Raw genomic sequence first — 15,326 nt, 5'->3', positions numbered from 1 at the left:
CCCCTGTTGCTCAGGCGGCGTCCGATCCTGGCAGAGCTGGGGTAGCCTGCTGGATACCCTCCCCCTTGATGGCTTCGAGGGCCTGCAACAGCGGCGTCTCGTCTTCACCGGGTGCCCGGCTCACTCGCCCGGCCATGTAACGGCTGCTGAACAGATTAAACCAATGCTGCAAAGCCTGACCGGCCTTGAGCTCACCGGCCACCTCCAACACACATGCCGCCACCTCGGCAGTGCACAGGTGCTCGTCGCAATTGGCCACCCGCATGCCGTAGGTAGAGAGCGCATCCGGGCGCACCGACAACACCGGAAAGCCGTCCAGATAGGGGCTCATGTTGAACATCTTGCGCGCCTCGGGCCAGGTGCCGTCCAGCAGGATGAACAGCGGCTTCTTGCCATTGGCCAGGGTCACCCGCTCGGTCAGCCGCGCCGGCTCCTTCTCGCAGGCGGGAAACACCACATAGGGTTGCCAGGCGGGATCCGCCAGCAGGGCCAGCAATTCGGGATGGGGCTGGGTGCGCTGCCAGAGAAAAGCCCAGGTGGTATCGGGCAGCACATCGGCGATGAGACGGCCGGTGTTAGAGGGTTTCATCGGCTCGCTGTCATACATCAGCAGGCAAAAACCCGCCTCAGCCTTGAGCTCTGGCCGCCATTCGCAGGCACACCAGGCATGGCGCAGCTGGCAGGCTTCACAACGGGGTACGGCGCCGCCACGGGCGAGAAAGGGTCGGGTCGAGATGCTCTTGCGCCAGATGCGCAGGCGATTGACGGCGTGATCGGGGATTGGCTTCATAGGAAGGCGGCTCGGCGGTGCAGGTTGCGGTACGAAAGGGGCCAGATTGTAACGAGCGGATCTGCAGGGGGCAAGGTGCGTGGCCAAGCCCCGACTCGGAGCGGCGTCCCTGCCGCGCCACTCTATACTTGGTCGTCACCCCATCATCCCACGTACGGGAGCCTGATGGGACACAGGAGGACAAGATGGCAGAACAAGACATGGCCAAGGAGCATGCCCTGGCCGAAGGCTCGACCTTTACCTGGCACGAACTCTATGTGCCCGATGGCGAGGCCGGCGCCCGTTTCTATACCGAAGTACTCGGCTGGCAGGTGCAGCAGACCGCGCTGGAAGGGTTCGACTACCCCATGCTGGTCGCCAACGGCCGGCCGGTGGCCGGGGTACAGGCCACTCGCGGCAACCCGCAGATGGAAGGGATACCACCCCACTGGGCTACCTACATCGCCGTGGATGATGTGGATGCCAGGCTCGCCAAGGTGACCCAGCATGGCGGCAGCGTAGTGGTGCCACCCATGGACATCCCCACCGTCGGGCGCATGGCACTGATTGCCGATCCCCAGGGCGCCCATATCTGGCTGTTTACCTCTGCCCCTATGTAATAAATAACGCCCATGTGATGACCATACAGGCGCAGAAATGACAGAGGGGCCCTTGGGCCCCTCTTGCTTGAAACAGAAAGCGCTATTTACGCAGGATCTGCTCGAGGAAGTGCGCGAAGCTGTGACCGTGATGCTCCAGCAGTTTCGGGAACATGGAGATGGAGGTCATGCCCGGGAAGGTGTTGATCTCGTTGAGCAGGATCTCACCCTCTTCGGTCAGGAAGAAGTCGATGCGCGACAGGTGAGTCAGTTTGAGCTGACGGAATGCCTTGAGGGCATAGGCCTGGATGGCATCGGACTGCACCTGGCTCAGCCCTTCGGCCCGCAAGGCGGTCTCGGTGTGGCTGGCGCTGCTGTATTTCTCTTCGTAGGTATAGAACTTGTCGGTGGGCACGCAGATCTCGCCCGGATAGGTGGCCACCAGCTCGTCACCGTACTGGTAGACCGCCACTTCCAGCTCGCGAGGCTTGACCGCTTTTTCGATCAATACCTGCTCGGAGTAACCGAACGCATCCTTGATGCCCTGCTCCAGCTCGGCTTCGTTGCTGGCGGAGTAGCAGCCCACGGAAGAGCCCTGGGAGGCGGCCTTGATAAACACCTTGCCCCATTTGGCCAGCGCCGCTTTGGCATCGCTCATGCCGGCCTCGTCCTGCTCGGTCAAGAACAGATAAGGGGTGTTGGGGATGCCAAGGGCGGAGAACCACAGCTTGGTGCTGATCTTGTTGAAGCAGATCTTGCTCGCCTCGGCGTCGCAGCCCAGATACGGCAGGCCCGCCAGCTCGAGGAAGGATTGCAGATCGCCGGTCTCACCCGGGTAGCCGTGGATGCAAGGCACCACGTAATCCACCGGACGGGCCACGCTGTCAAAGGAGAGCAGCTTGTCCAGCCCCAGCTTGCACTCGCGGCCATCGGCGCTGAGCCAGCGATCGGCAAACATCTCGACCCGGGTCACTTCAACTCCGGGCAGAAGGCCGAGTTGTTGCTCGAGGAAATTGGCACTGCGCAGAGAGACTTCGTGCTCGGCGCCACCGCCGCCGCACAGCAGCAAGACATGCATGTTCTTCATTCGATATGATCCCTTGGGAAAAGCGGCTTCGTCATGACCATTTGATAACCCAACCACACTGAAAAACTGGACGAAGCCAAGTGCGGGCCAGTGTAGCAAGGGACATCAAGCCTTGTCAGCTGATGGGACGCCCATCACCCCACACGGACCCGTAAAAATAATCGCATCGGTCAAAAATTGGATGAAATGCGGTCAGCGGGGCGGATCGACGCGGCCCACACCGTTGCCATTGACCCTAAACCAGCCGGCGATGCTGTAACGCTCGAGGCTGGCGGGCAGCACCTCGTGGGGAAACTCTTCCGACAGGAACAACACCAGCCGCCCGCCCTTCGGCGAGACGTCCATCAGAAACTGCTCGTCGTTGTCATAGACCCGCAGCAGCCCGCCCGCCTCTGGCGCCCAGCCGTTGTTGAGATAGAACACCGAGGTGAGGCGACGGTTGGAGCGACCGGCGAAGGCGTCACGATGGGTGGCGTAGAAATCCCCCTCCCGGTAGCGGGCAAAATGGGCCTCGTAGTCAAACAACCCTAACATCAGGCTGCGATTGGCGGCCAGTCGCAGGGATTCCATGCGCGCCAGATAGTCCACCACAGGCGCACCGAGATCGGACTCGAGCCAGTGGATCTGATCGCGGCGGATCTCGGGGTTACCCTGATGCAATGCCTCCCGCCCGATGCCGGCCGGTTGCCAGTCTGCGGGCAGGCAGGCCCGCAGGGCATCCACCTCGGTGGGGGTTAAGAAATCATCCACTATCACCCATCCTCGGGTGTAAATGGCATCCATGACGGCTTGATAGTCCAAGAGTGACTCGCAACGAGTGGAGAGAGTGCGCTTTGTAGCGACTTAGTGCCGCTGGCACAAACCGGTTTGCTTCTCTTAAGAAGTCCCACCATCAATGTGCAGCGGCAACGGGGTATTAGGCCTGGATGTTCCCCTTGCCCCGTCGCCCTGGGCCAGCTAACGTGCAAAGAGTCGCCTTACACAGCGCCGTCCTCTTCGGCCTTTGCTCATCCCATTCACCACAGGATCCCGCCATGCCCTTACCCACAGTCTCCCTGCAACGCCTCGATGGCAGCGACTTTCCCACCAGCGCCCTGCAAGGCCAGGTTGCCCTGGTGGTCAACGTCGCCAGCCGCTGCGGTTTCACCCCCCAATATGAGGGGCTGGAGGCGCTCTACCGCCAATTCGGCCCACAGGGGTTGGTGATCCTGGGTTTCCCCTGCGATCAGTTCGGTCATCAGGAGCCGGGGGACGCCGAGGAGATCGCCCGCTTCTGCTCGGTGGATTACCCGGTCAGCTTCCCGCTCATGGCCAAGTGCGAGGTCAACGGCGAGCAGGCTCACCCCTTCTACCGCTGGCTCAAACAGCAAAAACCGGGGCTGCTGGGCATCGAGGCTATCAAGTGGAACTTCACCAAGTTCCTCATCAACCGCGAAGGCGAGGTGGTGGAGCGGTTCGCCCCCCAGACCAAACCCGACAGCCTGGTAGAAGAGATCCGCGCCCTGCTCTGATCCCCTGAAAATCGGCAACGGCGACTCGCGCAGCACCACGACGCTGTTACTGCGCAGACGCCGCAGTTCTGCTATATTACACGCCCATAATCTTTTCCATGTCGTGGCGGCCACCGATGCGCCGCCCCTGTTGAGCCCAAGGCTCGGAGTTTCTCTCGAACATGTCATTCAATGAACTGGGTCTGTCACCGCATATTCTGCGGGCCGTCAAGGAGCTGGGTTACGAACAGCCAACCCCCATCCAGCAGCAAGCCATTCCCGCCATTCTGGCAGGACAGGACGTGCTGGGCGGCGCCCAGACAGGCACAGGCAAGACGGCCGGTTTCACCCTGCCCATGTTGCATCGCCTGCTGGCCAACCATGGCCGTGGCGGTCGTCGTCAGGTCCGCGCCCTGGTGCTGACGCCAACCCGTGAGCTGGCCGCCCAGGTGGGTGAGAGCATCATCAAATATGCCCACCACCTGCCATTTCGTACCCTGATTGCCTACGGCGGCGTTAGCATCAAGCCAAACCTCGATGCCATCAAACTCGGGGTCGACATCCTGGTCGCAACCCCAGGTCGCCTGCTGGATCTGCTGACCCAGCGCGCCCTCACCCTGAGCTCGCTGGAAGTGCTGGTGCTCGATGAAGCGGATCGCATGCTCGACATGGGCTTTATCACCGACATTCGCCGCATCATGAAGGCGCTGCCGGAAGAGCGGCAGACCCTGCTGTTCTCCGCCACCTTCTCCGATGACATCAAGGCGCTGGCGGACGATCTGCTCAAAGACCCGACCCTCATCGAGGTGAGCCCGAGCAACTCCACCGCCGAACAGGTCAACCAGCGCATCATCAAGGTGGATCGCGAGCGCAAGCGCGAGCTGCTCTCCCACATGATTGGCCGTGGCAACTGGCAGCGGGTGCTGGTGTTTGTGCGCACCAAGCAGATTGCCGACCGTCTCGCCGAGCAGATGGTAAAAGACGGTCTCAATACCGTCGCCATCCACGGCGACAAGACCCAGGGTGCCCGTAACCGGGCGCTGGCGGATTTCCGTGAAGGCAAGGTGCGGGTGCTGGTCGCGACCGACATCGCCGCCCGGGGTCTGGACATCGACCACCTGCCCCACGTGATCAACTTCGAGCTGCCCCAGGTGGCCGAGGATTACATTCACCGCATCGGTCGTACCGGCCGGGCCGGGCGTGGCGGCGAGGCCATCTCCCTGGTGAGCCTGGATGAGCACGAGCAGCTCAAGATCATCGAATCGCTGATTGGCCAGACCATTCCCAGCGAGATCCTGGAAGGCTACGAGCCGAGCGGCAAGCTGACTCGTCAGACCCTGCCGGGCAACAAGCCGCTGCAGAACCCGTCGCGGGATCGTGGCCATGCCAACGCCAAGCACAATGCCAAGTTCGGCAAAGACAAGCCGGGCGCCAAGGGCAAGGCCAAGCCAGGTGCCGCCAAGCCCAAGGGCGATGCGCCCAAGAAGCCGGCGCCGTCGCGCAAGCGTGAGATCGTGGGGGAAGATATCGGCTTCACCCCGATGCGCCGCTTGCCCAAGACCCAGCGCGACGACTACCAGGACAACTCCAACGAGGAGTAACGGGTTGAGTCCGCACAATAAAAAAACCGCCAGATGGCGGTTTTTTTATGTCTCCCGACCCTCTGCTAGCAACCATTGGCTAGCAACTATTGGCTAGCCGGGATAGACCTTCTCGAAGCGCTCGAGCACCAGCTCCGATTGCGGGTTGAAAGGCACGCCGACCTCCCGTGCAAAGGCAGTGAAAAACGCCATATGAGCATCGCGCCACCACACAAGCGTGCCATCACCCTCCCCTTCGGCAGCAGCAAACGCTGCATCCACCGCCTCGAAAGGACAGACTGACACCTCGGTCAGCCGGACGATGCAGACCGGCTGCTGGGCCCAGCTCAGTACCAGGCAGAGCCTGCCCACCTGGGGCAGCGGCTCCTGCTCTTTTTCATAGGCGGCCTTCAGGCTGCAGGAGGCGCGCTTGATGCCGGCCGCGATCAGCTTGGCACATTCGTTGGCATTGGCTTCATCGGCGCAGAAATGCTCCGCCACCAGCTGGGGAATGGCGCTGCGCTGTGCCGCGCTCAGGGTGGACAGATAGGCATCCATAAAGGCCTGCTGGCTCGGGGTCATGACGGATCCTCACCCCGATTGGTCGCCAGGTGCTGAGCGGGCAGATCCTCCTCGCGAGGCGCCAGCGCCATATGCAGCAGTGGATAGGGCCTGCCCTCCCCATCCAGTGGCGAGCGTCCCACCACCACGAAGCCCATCCGTCGATAGAACGCCAGCGCCTGCTCGTTTTGCTCGTTCACATCCACTCGGCGAGCCCCAAGCTCAGAGATGGCGTGGGCCACCAGTTGGCGGCCAACCCCTTGCCCCATCGCCTCGGGAGCCACGAACAGCATCTCGATATTGCCATCCAGCACCCCGATAAAGCCGACGATCTCGCCATTTTCCCCTCTGGCACAGTTCAGGGTCACGGCATCGAAATAGTGATCGAGGATCAGGGGTCTGAGCGCCGCGATGTCGGCTTCTTGCAGGAAGTGGTGGCTGGCACGCACCGAGTCCTCCCAGAGGGTGATAAGGGCCTGGTGATCGCATTTGCGTGCGGCTTCAATCTTCATCGCTACCTCAATGTGTTGTGGGAAAGTGCCCATGATCTGGCGCTACAGGGGGGAGCATATTGCCTACTGCGGCGCCTTGATGACAAAACCCCGCTCGATGCCGGCCTTGAAACCCAGCCCCTCGTAGAGGCGATGGGCCGCTTCGCGCCCCTCGCCGGAGAGCAGCATCACCTTGTAGCAACCGAGCTCCCAGGCGAGCGCCAGGGTACGTTCGAGCAGCTGATGGCTCAGTCCCTGGCGGCGAAACGCCGCGCCTGTGATGACGTGCTCTATGATGCCGAAGGGCCTACCACCGTTGGTCAGGGTCGGGATCACCCCGAGCTGACAGCTAGATACCAATTGGCCCTCCACCAAGGCCACCATAATGCGGGTATGGGGTTGGCTTAGCAGCGCCGCCAGCCCCTCCTTTGCGGCCAACTCGCTCAATACCGGATCCTGGGATCTCAGCTCCCGATAGAGGGCCAGCAGCCCGGCCAGGTCCTGCGCTTCACACTCCCTGATCACCACCATAGTGCTTCTCCTGATCTCGCCTTATGCCGGCCTTGGGGCAAACATGATGATGGCCATGCCGACGAGCGCCACCCCGGCCCCCACCAGATCCCACAGGCTGGGCCGGATGCCATCCACGGCCCAGAGCCAGAGGATGGCCACGAAGATATAGACGCCACCATAGGCGGCATAGACGCGCCCGGCGGCGGTCGGGTGCAGGGAGAGCAGCCAGGCAAACAGGGCCAGGCTCAGGGCCGCGGGCAGCAGCAGCCAGATGCTCTTGCCCTGGGTCAGCCACAGATACGGCAGATAACAGCCCACAATTTCGGCGACGGCAGTCACCAGAAACAGGGCCAGGGTCTTGAGTTCGACCATGAATACGGGGGATCCTTGCAAACAGAATGGACTTCTTTCGGTAAATCATACTGTTATATCAGGTTACTGCAATCGGCTTTAGCGGGTAGTGCGCCATGGGACAACGCAAGGCGCGGGAGACGCAGAGCAAACACTCTGATGTGGGGGGATAAAGGCAAGGCTGGGGAGACACAGAGAGGCAAAAAAGAGCTGAACGGCCAGTGCGGTTGGGCCAAACCACAAGGCCCGCCGGGTGGCGGGCCTTGTGTCGGCATCAGCGGGTCTTGACCGCCTGCAGCAACACCGAGACGTCCGGACCGAAGCTGCGGGCACGGATGGCGGTGCGAATATCCTGCTCGCCGTAACGGCTACCCGGGTAGACCAGCACACAGGCGGTGTCGCCGGGTTGCAGGAAGTGGGTCTCGCCGAACGGGGTGTAGCGGGTGGCGCCAATGCTGATGAGGGCATGGCTCGGGCGGCCCGCCTGGGCCAGCAGCCCCTGGATGTGCTCGGCCGGGCCTTCGTCCTGTTGATGGTTGAACTTGTCGATGGCCCAGTCCAGCAGCTGGCCGTGGAAGTAGCTGTAATCCACCGCCGCGCTGTCAACGCCGTAAGGATGAAGCTCCCCATCGCGCTCCAGATAGCAGGCGATGCGGTAATCATCGAGCTCGCAGCCCTTGGCAAAACCGGACAGCGGCAAGAGATTGGTGGCCAGCCCCTTGCTCTCTGGGCCCCAGTTCTTCTTCTCGCTGATTTTTTTGGCGTTGGGACGACGGATGGAGCAGTCGTTATAGGCGCCAAAGGCACGCGGGTGGATGGCCACCACCTGCTCACCTGCATATTCCAGCTCGCACCAGAGCGCCACTTCCGGCTCTATCTGCACCTTCTCATCGCCGCTCACCGCCGCCTCTGGCAGGAAGATGGCATCGCTGCTCAGGGGGAAGACACCCAGCTGACCCGGATGGGACGGCACATAGAAGGGAAACAGCGCCTTGGGAGCCACCTTGTCGGTGACTTTGACGGCGACGAAATCGGCCGCCTCGCCCGCCTGCTCCAGGTGGCCGGCGAAGTTGCCCGCGACCCCCAATCCGATAAAGTTGCTCAATTGCGTGATCTGCATCCAGGGCTCCACTCGCGTCGACTCAGTCGCCGCCGTTGTCGTTGTGCATGGGCGGCGTCGGAGTTGAGACTACCGCCAAAGAGGCACTTATTAGAGCACAGCCCCCGAACCGTGCCCAGCGGCCCTGCCGCAGGCTGTGCGCCAGCCCAACTTTTGCCAGGCCAGCTGCTTATAAACGCGACAATTAGCATCAGGCTGTGATCCAGGCGCTTGGGCAAGGCCCGCTCTTTTGCTAGGCTGCGCTATTCATTTGCCGCCCTATCGCCGAGTGCACTGCCATGACCACACATTTCCAAGGCCGCTTCGAAGTGGAGTTCAAGTACCGCCTGACCGATCGCGCCACTTTCCTGAGCGCCCTCGCCGCCCTCACCCCCGAGGTGATGCTGGAAGACAATCACGAGCAGGACTGCTACTTCGACAGCCCAGAGCGCACCCTGGCACGGGACGGCAAGAGCCTGGTGATTCGCACCATGGCGCCCTCCGGCATTCGCCTCTGGATCCTGAAAGGGCCTGAGCCGGATCGCTGCGAGGCAGTCGATATCAGCGACGCAGACAAGGCCAGCAGCATGCTGCGCACATTGGGCTATGAGCAGGTGCTGCATCTGGAAAAACGCCGCAGCATCTACTTCGTCGGCCCCTTCCATGTGACGCTGGATCACCTGACCGGGATCGGCGATTTCGCCGAGCTGGCCATCATGACCGACGACGAATCGGCCCTGCCCGAGTATCGCCAGCAGTTGCTGGCACTGGCGGCCCGGCTCGGTCTGCAGGACAAACAACGGGAGACCCGCTCTTATCGCACCCTGTGCGAGCAGCATGACTCACTTAAATGACAGGAGTTAACATGATAGACAAGCTGGCCTGGCTCAGTTTTAAGGATAAACAACTGCTGTGTGCGCGCTCTCACGGCAAGGATATCTACTATATTCCCGGCGGAAAACGGGAGCCGGGCGAGAGTGACGAAGCGGCCCTCATCCGGGAAATCGACGAGGAGCTGGCGGTCAGTTTGCGCCCCGACACGCTGCGCTTTGCCTGCGAGTTCAGTGCCCAGGCCGATGGCAAACCGGCAGGTGTCAACGTGAGGCTGCGCTGTTATACCGGCGAGGCCGAGGGGACGCCGGTTGCTTCGGCAGAGATCGCCGAGCTGCGCTGGCTCGACAGCCGCCATCTGGACGAGATCTCCCCCGTCTCCCGGTTATTGTTCAAATGGTTGGTCGAGCAGGATCTTCTCCGTTAAGCACAGGCACCATGGAGCAGGTCTCTTTTGTGCCACCAGCCGTTGCGTTGGCTAACGGGGCAGGACTTGATCCCTTCACAGCCGATTTTATTGGCCAAATTGATTGATGCGAAATGATGAGGAGTGTCAATGGAGATCATTGAGGTTGATAGCACCAGAGGCATCAAACCGGCGCTGATCGCCCTGCTGCAAGACAGCGTGGCCAGCGGTGCTTCGGTGGGCTTCCTGCCACCGCTGCAAGATGAGCAGGGGCTGGAATATTGGCAAGGCATCGAGGCTGAGTTGGCCGATGGGGCGCGCAGACTCTGGGTCGCCTTCGATCAACACCATCTGGTCGGCGCCTTGCAACTGGCGCTCTGCACCAAGGCCAACGGCGGCCACAGGGCCGAGGTGGAAAAGCTGGTGGTGCACAGCCAGGCCCGTGGCAAGGGGGTGGGCCGCGCCCTGATGGAGGCCATGGAGCAGGGAGCGCGCGACGCCCATCGCACCCTGCTGGTGCTGGACTCCCGGGTCGGTGATATAGCCTCCAGCCTCTATCGCCAGCTTGGTTATCAGGAGGCGGGCCAGATCCCGAATTTCGCCCAAAGCGCCGACGGTTCGCTGGCGGCGACCCAGTTCTTCTACAAGCAACTGTGACGCAAAGAGAGCGTCGCGCCGGCGGCGTGATGGCTCATCCCCTTTTGTCCGTCTTTTGCCTGTCTTTTTATCCGCTACCGGCAACAACAAGGCCAGCCTCACGGCTGGCCTTGTTTATTGGGCCATTCATTGCTGAAATGGCCCTTCAATCAATGCACGGCAAGGAGCCATCATGATATTGGAAGTCGCCCCACTGCAGATCATCCCGGGCCAGAGCGCCGCCTTTGAGCTGGCATTCGAGCAAGCCCAGCGCATCATCAGCACCATGCCGGGCTACGCGGGCCACCAGTTGCAACGCTCATTGACCGATCCGCACCGCTACTTGCTGCTGGTCAACTGGCAGCAGCTCGAGGATCACACCCAGGGCTTTCGGGGTTCCCCCCAATACCAGCAGTGGAAGGCGCTGCTGCACCACTTCTACCATCCCTTCCCCACGGTAGAGCATTTCCAGGCCGTGACTCTGGATGGCGCGGTGCAGGAAAGGTAAAGCTGATCAGCCCGCCGCATGGTGGGCTGATCATCTTCCTTAGGCCAGCCGCTCGGCCCTATGCTCGACGATAGGTTCGGCGAACGCCGACTGCGCATCGATCAGCTGCAGCTCATAGGCATCGGCCTGCCAGGTGCGTAGCAGCACCGCATCGACCGCCGCGTTGGTGCGCTCAAACGCCGTCACGGCGCCGTGCCCCGCCTGCAGGTTGGCCAGCATCAGGGCGCTGATGAGATCCCCCACTCCCACCGGCTGGCGGGCAAATTCGTAGAGCGGGCGGGAGATCAGATAATCCCCCTCGTCGGTGGCCAGCAGCATCTCGAAGCGACCAGGCTGACTGGCGGCGCGGCCCAGATGCTTGACCAGCACCATCTGCACACCTTTTGCCAGCAACTGATGAGCTGCGGCGCGTGTCTGGGTCAGATCCGCCAGATGGGTGTCGCACAGGGTCTCCAGCTCCAGCAGGTTTGGCGCCATGATGTCTGCCACCGGCAACGCCTGCTCGGTCAGAAAGCGGGTCACGCCGGGGGCGACGATGCAGCCCTTCTCCGGATGGCCCATCACAGGGTCGCAGAAATAAATGGCCGCCGGATTGGCCGCCTTGACCGCGGCCACCACCGCCAAGATCTCGTCGCCCTGCTCGGCCGAACCGAGATAGCCGCTCAGCACGGCGTCGCACTGCCCCAGCACCTCGATGTCCGCCAAGCCCTTGCACAGAGCCGTGATGTGACCGGCCGGCATCGCCATTCCCTGCCAACCCGCCGCGTACTGGGTATGGTTGGAGAACTGCACCGTGTTGATGGGCCACACTTCCATGCCGAGACGGCGCATGGGAAACACGGCGGCGCTATTACCGGCACAGCCAAAAACCACGTGGGACTGGATAGAGAGAATGCGTTTCATCGAAACCACCACAGAGAAGCGTCAGGAAAGGGGGCAATATATCGGATGAAGATAGGGCGCTTCCAGTGATTCGCCCTATAAGCCGCCATTTGATCCGGAAAAAACCCGCTGATGGTGAATTTTCCCGCCATCGCGCCGCTGGCATCAGCCACCCTGCTTTGCCTCTTTCAATAGGTCCCCTCGTCTGCCGCAGAGTCATTCAGTGATTCAAACATCTAGTTTGATGGCATATGAGAGCAATATTTCAACAACCAGCCTTGGGCCTGCTGTTGAAATAAGGGGAAAAACAGGGAGGAAGAGAGCAAGAAGTGGTTGTATGCCAATAACTTAGGCTAAAGCCCGATGCTTAATCCCGGGCGAAGTGATAGACCCAGCCTTCGTCCAGGGGGAAGTCGGCAGCGGGTGAGACCAGAGGTGGCAATAAAGAGACGGTGCCCTTGGCGGCGTATTGCAGCGCCATCAGGGCGCAGAGGGCGGCGTCATAGCGATCCGTCCCTGGGCTGACATCCTCTGGCAGGCTAGCGGCAAGCTCCGTCCTGGCCGGGGAGGCCTTGCCACCTACCTTGGCCAGGGCCGGATAGACCTCCAGCACCGCCCGCTCGGCCTGTGGCACCCGGCTTGGCACCAGTTGCAAGTCCGCGAGGCGCGGCAACATGGAGAGCGCCAGGGTGGCATTGTTGCCCAGCCTGTCGAAGGTGGCCGAGAGCGGCTTCTTGCCATACTGGCGATGCAACCAGCGTTCGCAGTCCCGATAAGCGTAAGGGTTGTCTATCTCCCGTTGCGGCACCGCGCAATCTCCTCCCCTCCCCGCCAGCAGCTCAATGAGCGCCCTTGGGAAGGCGAGCGGCGCATCGATGCCCAGCACCAGTTGCGGGCAGGCCAGCACCTGCATCAGTCGCATCTCGTCTTGCAGCGCCGGGCGCAGCAGCGCGTCCAGGTCCGGGGCAACCCGGGAGCTCAACCGAAACAGGGGGGAAACGCCAAACCAATGCAGCCGCTGTTCACGGGCCTGCCAACCCACCACGGCCACCGCCTGGGCATTGCCCTGCCAGCCTCTCACATCCCAGCCGATGCCAATGGCATCCATATGCCCAGTTGTCATATCACCATCACTTTCTCTGCACTATCGATGCAGCACAGGGTAATGCTTGCCTGTGCTAATGCAAGATCAACACAAGGCCGGACCATGGCTCAGAAGGATTTCTTGAAATTAATGAGCGGCAAGATGGGGAAGATGCCGTTCTCGGCATAGTTCGCCAGGCCAATCTGCAGGCCATCGAGATGCTTGGTGGCATTGATGAAACCGATCTGGAAAGTGGTGCGCTCGGCGTAGTTGACGAAGCCCACGTTGGCCAGCGCATTGCCCTTGGCGATGTTGACCGCGCCCCAGTTCAATCCCCGCACATTATTGGTCAGGTTGACGAAGCCGAGGTTCAGCCCGGTGTCCTGCCCCTCATGCCAGTTGAAGGCGTTGATGGCAACCCCGTTAAACTGATGACGCACCCTGCCCGCCCCGAAGAAGATGCCGAGCTGCAAGCCGCTGAGCTGATCCACGTCGGAGAGCGCGAAAATCGGCAGATCCAGCCCTTTCACCTGACCGGTTCGACCATAGAGGAAGGAGCCACGCACCCCTTCGACCTGATGGGAAGCAGGCAGGTTGATGCCGGGTAGCGAGACCTGGACCGGGGTGCTGGCCTGGGCGACACCGGCCAGCGCGCTGCAACCGAGCAGCAGGGCAAGAGATTTCATCGAACATTCCTTGGGAGCTGAGTGACGTGTCAGCCTACCAGTGGCCCGCCAGAGGCACGAGATCGATCCGGCCAGAGTGCGTCACCCCTCGTCTGACCACGCCCGGTAGATGCAGATGAAATCAAAATTCAAACTGAAATTAACATTTATGTTATTTACACCAAACCATATTTCGTAACATGATGGTTAAACGTGCGTTTGAACAGAGTAAATGACACGTGAACAGGGATGACAAGTTGTACCCAACAAAGAGAGCCTGCAGGCTCATAACAATACAGTTCTGCCGAAATGGAGACGCATGATGAATATGGATATCCTCAAGAGCTTTACCGAGCAGATGCAAGGCTTCGCCGCTCCCCTCACCCGCTACAACCAGTTGCTGGCCAGCAATATTGAGCAGCTGACCCGCCTGCAATTGGCCTCCGCCAACGCCTATGCCGAACTGGGGATCAACCAGTTGCAGAGCGCGGGCAAGGTGCAGGATGCCCAGAGCCTGGCCGCCCTTGGCACAGTGCAGCTGGAAACCGCCAGTCAACTCTCCCGCCAGATGCTGGATGACATCCAGAAGCTCAACGCCCTCGGTTTGCAGTTCAAGGAAGAGCTGGATGTCCTGACCGCTGATGGTATCAAAAAGACCACGGGCAAGGCCTGATAACCCTGGCTGCCCGCTCGGGCAGCCACATCTCCCCATGACACCTTATGACGGGCTAGTCCCGCCACGGGCATGGGTGAAGGAGAGAACATGAGCCAACCATCCTACGGCCCGCTGTTCGAGGCCCTGGCCCACTACAATGACAAGCTGCTGGACATGGCCAAGGCGCAGACCGAGCGCACCGCCCAGGCCTTGTTGCAGACCAGCCTGGACGATCTCGGCCAGGTGCTGGAGCAGAGCAGTCAACAGCCCGGCCAGTTGATCCACGCCCAGATGAACTGGTGGCAGGATCAGCTCAAGCTGGTGCAGCACACCCTGCTCAAGAGCGCCGGCCAGGAGAGCGAGCCGGTGATCCATCCGGATCTGGGGGATCGCCGCTTCAAGGCCGAGGCCTGGAGCGAACAGCCCATTTACGACTACCTCAAGCAATCTTATCTGCTGACCGCCAAGCACCTGCTGGCGTCGGTGGATGCGCTGGATGGCATACCGCAGAAGAGCCGGGAGCGGCTGCGCTTTTTCACCCGCCAGTACCTCAATGCCATGGCCCCCAGCAACTTCTTGGCGACCAACCCGGAGCTGCTCAAGCTCACCCTTGAGTCCGACGGCCAGAATCTGGTGCGCGGGCTGGCCCTGCTGGCCGAGGATCTGGAGCGCAGCGCCGATCAGCTCAACATCCGGCTGACCGATGAGACGGCCTTCGAACTGGGGCGGGATCTGGCGACTACCCCGGGCCGGGTGGTGCAACGTACCGAGCTCTATGAGCTGATCCAGTACAGCCCGACCACGGAAACCGTGGCCAAGACCCCGGTGCTGATCGTGCCCCCCTTCATCAACAAGTACTACATCATGGACATGCGGCCCCAGAACTCGCTGGTCGCCTGGCTGGTGGCTCAGGGCCAGACGGTGTTCATGATCTCCTGGCGCAATCCGGGGGTGGAGCAGGCCCAGATCGATCTCGACGACTACGTGGTGGATGGCGTCATCGCCGCCATGGACGGGGTCGAAGCGGCGACCGGGGAGCGCGAGGTGCACGGCATCGGCTATTGCATCGGCGGCACGGCGCTCTCTTTGGCCATGGGCTGGCTGGCGGCGCGCCGCCAG

The 15,326-nt window shown here is 61.5% G+C and carries 19 protein-coding genes and 1 pseudogene; 9 read left to right on the top strand and 11 right to left on the bottom strand.

Features of this window, described 5'->3' with window-relative positions:
- Positions 1-10 precede the first annotated feature (10 nt).
- Positions 11-790 (bottom strand): tRNA-uridine aminocarboxypropyltransferase, encoded by a 780-nt coding sequence (locus tag BN1137_RS03590; RefSeq protein WP_050717284.1) that lies wholly within the window; start codon positions 788-790, stop codon positions 11-13.
- A gap of 185 nt (positions 791-975) precedes the next feature.
- Here BN1137_RS03590 and BN1137_RS03585 point away from each other — a divergent pair, with 185 nt between their 5' ends.
- A complete protein-coding gene (locus BN1137_RS03585; protein WP_050717283.1) occupies positions 976-1,389 on the top strand; it encodes a VOC family protein in 414 nt (137 codons plus the stop codon).
- Positions 1,390-1,471: 82 nt separating this feature from the next.
- Here the strand turns inward: BN1137_RS03585 and BN1137_RS03580 are convergent, their stop codons facing one another.
- A complete protein-coding gene (locus tag BN1137_RS03580; protein ID WP_050717282.1) occupies positions 1,472-2,455 on the bottom strand; it encodes a D-alanine--D-alanine ligase in 984 nt (327 codons plus the stop codon).
- Between the two features lie 192 nt (positions 2,456-2,647).
- Complete coding sequence (locus tag BN1137_RS03575; RefSeq protein WP_050717281.1) at positions 2,648-3,256, bottom strand: 2OG-Fe(II) oxygenase; 609 nt, start codon at positions 3,254-3,256, stop codon at positions 2,648-2,650.
- A 233-nt stretch (positions 3,257-3,489) separates the two neighbouring features.
- Between BN1137_RS03575 and BN1137_RS03570 the strand changes: the two genes are divergently transcribed.
- Complete coding sequence (locus tag BN1137_RS03570; protein WP_050717280.1) at positions 3,490-3,966, top strand: glutathione peroxidase; 477 nt, start codon at positions 3,490-3,492, stop codon at positions 3,964-3,966.
- 161 nt (positions 3,967-4,127) lie between these two features.
- Positions 4,128-5,546: a DEAD/DEAH box helicase gene (locus tag BN1137_RS03565; RefSeq protein ID WP_050717279.1), complete on the top strand. Its 1,419-nt coding sequence runs from the start codon at positions 4,128-4,130 to the stop codon at positions 5,544-5,546.
- 93 nt (positions 5,547-5,639) lie between these two features.
- Here the strand turns inward: BN1137_RS03565 and BN1137_RS03560 are convergent, their stop codons facing one another.
- From BN1137_RS03560 to BN1137_RS03540, 5 genes are all read right to left on the bottom strand, one after another.
- Positions 5,640-6,107: an ASCH domain-containing protein gene (locus BN1137_RS03560; protein ID WP_050717278.1), complete on the bottom strand. Its 468-nt coding sequence runs from the start codon at positions 6,105-6,107 to the stop codon at positions 5,640-5,642.
- Entirely contained in the window at positions 6,104-6,598 is a 495-nt protein-coding gene (locus BN1137_RS03555; RefSeq protein WP_050717277.1) for a GNAT family N-acetyltransferase, read from the bottom strand. Before BN1137_RS03555 ends, BN1137_RS03560 begins: the two co-directional genes overlap by 4 nt.
- Before the next feature lie 63 nt (positions 6,599-6,661).
- Positions 6,662-7,108: a GNAT family N-acetyltransferase gene (locus BN1137_RS03550; protein ID WP_050717276.1), complete on the bottom strand. Its 447-nt coding sequence runs from the start codon at positions 7,106-7,108 to the stop codon at positions 6,662-6,664.
- A gap of 21 nt (positions 7,109-7,129) precedes the next feature.
- Positions 7,130-7,462 (bottom strand): YnfA family protein, encoded by a 333-nt coding sequence (locus BN1137_RS03545; RefSeq protein WP_050717275.1) that lies wholly within the window; start codon positions 7,460-7,462, stop codon positions 7,130-7,132.
- Between the two features lie 253 nt (positions 7,463-7,715).
- Positions 7,716-8,561 (bottom strand): DUF5718 family protein, encoded by an 846-nt coding sequence (locus tag BN1137_RS03540; protein WP_050717274.1) that lies wholly within the window; start codon positions 8,559-8,561, stop codon positions 7,716-7,718.
- Positions 8,562-8,839: 278 nt separating this feature from the next.
- Between BN1137_RS03540 and cyaB the strand changes: the two genes are divergently transcribed.
- The 4 genes from cyaB to BN1137_RS03520 all read left to right on the top strand — a co-directional run bounded on the left by cyaB (position 8,840) and on the right by BN1137_RS03520 (position 10,921).
- Positions 8,840-9,394, top strand: coding sequence for a class IV adenylate cyclase (gene cyaB, locus BN1137_RS03535; RefSeq protein WP_050717273.1), 555 nt, complete (start codon positions 8,840-8,842; stop codon positions 9,392-9,394).
- A gap of 11 nt (positions 9,395-9,405) precedes the next feature.
- Positions 9,406-9,798, top strand: coding sequence for an NUDIX hydrolase (locus BN1137_RS03530; RefSeq protein ID WP_050717272.1), 393 nt, complete (start codon positions 9,406-9,408; stop codon positions 9,796-9,798).
- A 129-nt stretch (positions 9,799-9,927) separates the two neighbouring features.
- Positions 9,928-10,434: a GNAT family N-acetyltransferase gene (locus BN1137_RS03525; protein WP_050717271.1), complete on the top strand. Its 507-nt coding sequence runs from the start codon at positions 9,928-9,930 to the stop codon at positions 10,432-10,434.
- 172 nt (positions 10,435-10,606) lie between these two features.
- Positions 10,607-10,921 (top strand): antibiotic biosynthesis monooxygenase family protein, encoded by a 315-nt coding sequence (locus tag BN1137_RS03520; protein WP_050717270.1) that lies wholly within the window; start codon positions 10,607-10,609, stop codon positions 10,919-10,921.
- 39 nt (positions 10,922-10,960) lie between these two features.
- Here BN1137_RS03520 and pdxY read toward each other — a convergent pair whose 3' ends face one another.
- The 3 genes from pdxY to BN1137_RS03505 all read right to left on the bottom strand — a co-directional run bounded on the left by pdxY (position 10,961) and on the right by BN1137_RS03505 (position 13,573).
- Positions 10,961-11,824 (bottom strand): pyridoxal kinase PdxY, encoded by an 864-nt coding sequence (gene pdxY, locus BN1137_RS03515; RefSeq protein WP_050717269.1) that lies wholly within the window; start codon positions 11,822-11,824, stop codon positions 10,961-10,963.
- Positions 11,825-12,170: 346 nt separating this feature from the next.
- On the bottom strand, positions 12,171-12,926 hold the full coding sequence (locus BN1137_RS03510; protein ID WP_050717268.1) for a DUF429 domain-containing protein: 756 nt from the start codon (positions 12,924-12,926) through the stop codon (positions 12,171-12,173).
- A gap of 89 nt (positions 12,927-13,015) precedes the next feature.
- Positions 13,016-13,573, bottom strand: coding sequence for a VC2662 family protein (locus BN1137_RS03505; RefSeq protein WP_050717267.1), 558 nt, complete (start codon positions 13,571-13,573; stop codon positions 13,016-13,018).
- 301 nt (positions 13,574-13,874) lie between these two features.
- On the opposite strand from BN1137_RS03505, the gene BN1137_RS03500 reads away from it, so the two are divergent.
- Both BN1137_RS03500 and BN1137_RS03495 read left to right on the top strand, forming a co-directional pair.
- Positions 13,875-14,225, top strand: a complete 351-nt coding sequence (locus BN1137_RS03500; protein ID WP_050717266.1) for a phasin family protein — start codon at positions 13,875-13,877, stop codon at positions 14,223-14,225.
- A 90-nt stretch (positions 14,226-14,315) separates the two neighbouring features.
- Positions 14,316-15,326, top strand: a pseudogene (locus tag BN1137_RS03495) (class I poly(R)-hydroxyalkanoic acid synthase); the annotation flags it as partial.

It is taken from the genome of Aeromonas tecta (genome assembly GCF_000820185.1).
GTDB classification, from domain to species: domain Bacteria; phylum Pseudomonadota; class Gammaproteobacteria; order Enterobacterales; family Aeromonadaceae; genus Aeromonas; species Aeromonas tecta.
This window is presented reverse-complemented; position numbering and strand designations above follow the sequence as displayed.

Coding starts and splice junctions, on each gene's coding strand:
- BN1137_RS03570 (WP_050717280.1), top strand. CDS start 3,490: ATGCCCTTACCCACAGTCTCCCTGCAACGCCTCGATGGCAGCGACTTT.
- BN1137_RS03500 (WP_050717266.1), top strand. CDS start 13,875: ATGAATATGGATATCCTCAAGAGCTTTACCGAGCAGATGCAAGGCTTC.
- BN1137_RS03550 (WP_050717276.1), bottom strand. CDS start 7,108: ATGGTGGTGATCAGGGAGTGTGAAGCGCAGGACCTGGCCGGGCTGCTG.
- BN1137_RS03585 (WP_050717283.1), top strand. CDS start 976: ATGGCAGAACAAGACATGGCCAAGGAGCATGCCCTGGCCGAAGGCTCG.
- BN1137_RS03540 (WP_050717274.1), bottom strand. CDS start 8,561: ATGCAGATCACGCAATTGAGCAACTTTATCGGATTGGGGGTCGCGGGC.
- BN1137_RS03510 (WP_050717268.1), bottom strand. CDS start 12,926: ATGACAACTGGGCATATGGATGCCATTGGCATCGGCTGGGATGTGAGA.
- BN1137_RS03590 (WP_050717284.1), bottom strand. CDS start 790: ATGAAGCCAATCCCCGATCACGCCGTCAATCGCCTGCGCATCTGGCGC.
- BN1137_RS03525 (WP_050717271.1), top strand. CDS start 9,928: ATGGAGATCATTGAGGTTGATAGCACCAGAGGCATCAAACCGGCGCTG.
- BN1137_RS03580 (WP_050717282.1), bottom strand. CDS start 2,455: ATGAAGAACATGCATGTCTTGCTGCTGTGCGGCGGCGGTGGCGCCGAG.
- BN1137_RS03505 (WP_050717267.1), bottom strand. CDS start 13,573: ATGAAATCTCTTGCCCTGCTGCTCGGTTGCAGCGCGCTGGCCGGTGTC.
- cyaB (WP_050717273.1), top strand. CDS start 8,840: ATGACCACACATTTCCAAGGCCGCTTCGAAGTGGAGTTCAAGTACCGC.
- BN1137_RS03555 (WP_050717277.1), bottom strand. CDS start 6,598: ATGAAGATTGAAGCCGCACGCAAATGCGATCACCAGGCCCTTATCACC.
- BN1137_RS03530 (WP_050717272.1), top strand. CDS start 9,406: ATGATAGACAAGCTGGCCTGGCTCAGTTTTAAGGATAAACAACTGCTG.
- BN1137_RS03565 (WP_050717279.1), top strand. CDS start 4,128: ATGTCATTCAATGAACTGGGTCTGTCACCGCATATTCTGCGGGCCGTC.
- BN1137_RS03560 (WP_050717278.1), bottom strand. CDS start 6,107: ATGACCCCGAGCCAGCAGGCCTTTATGGATGCCTATCTGTCCACCCTG.
- BN1137_RS03520 (WP_050717270.1), top strand. CDS start 10,607: ATGATATTGGAAGTCGCCCCACTGCAGATCATCCCGGGCCAGAGCGCC.
- pdxY (WP_050717269.1), bottom strand. CDS start 11,824: ATGAAACGCATTCTCTCTATCCAGTCCCACGTGGTTTTTGGCTGTGCC.
- BN1137_RS03545 (WP_050717275.1), bottom strand. CDS start 7,462: ATGGTCGAACTCAAGACCCTGGCCCTGTTTCTGGTGACTGCCGTCGCC.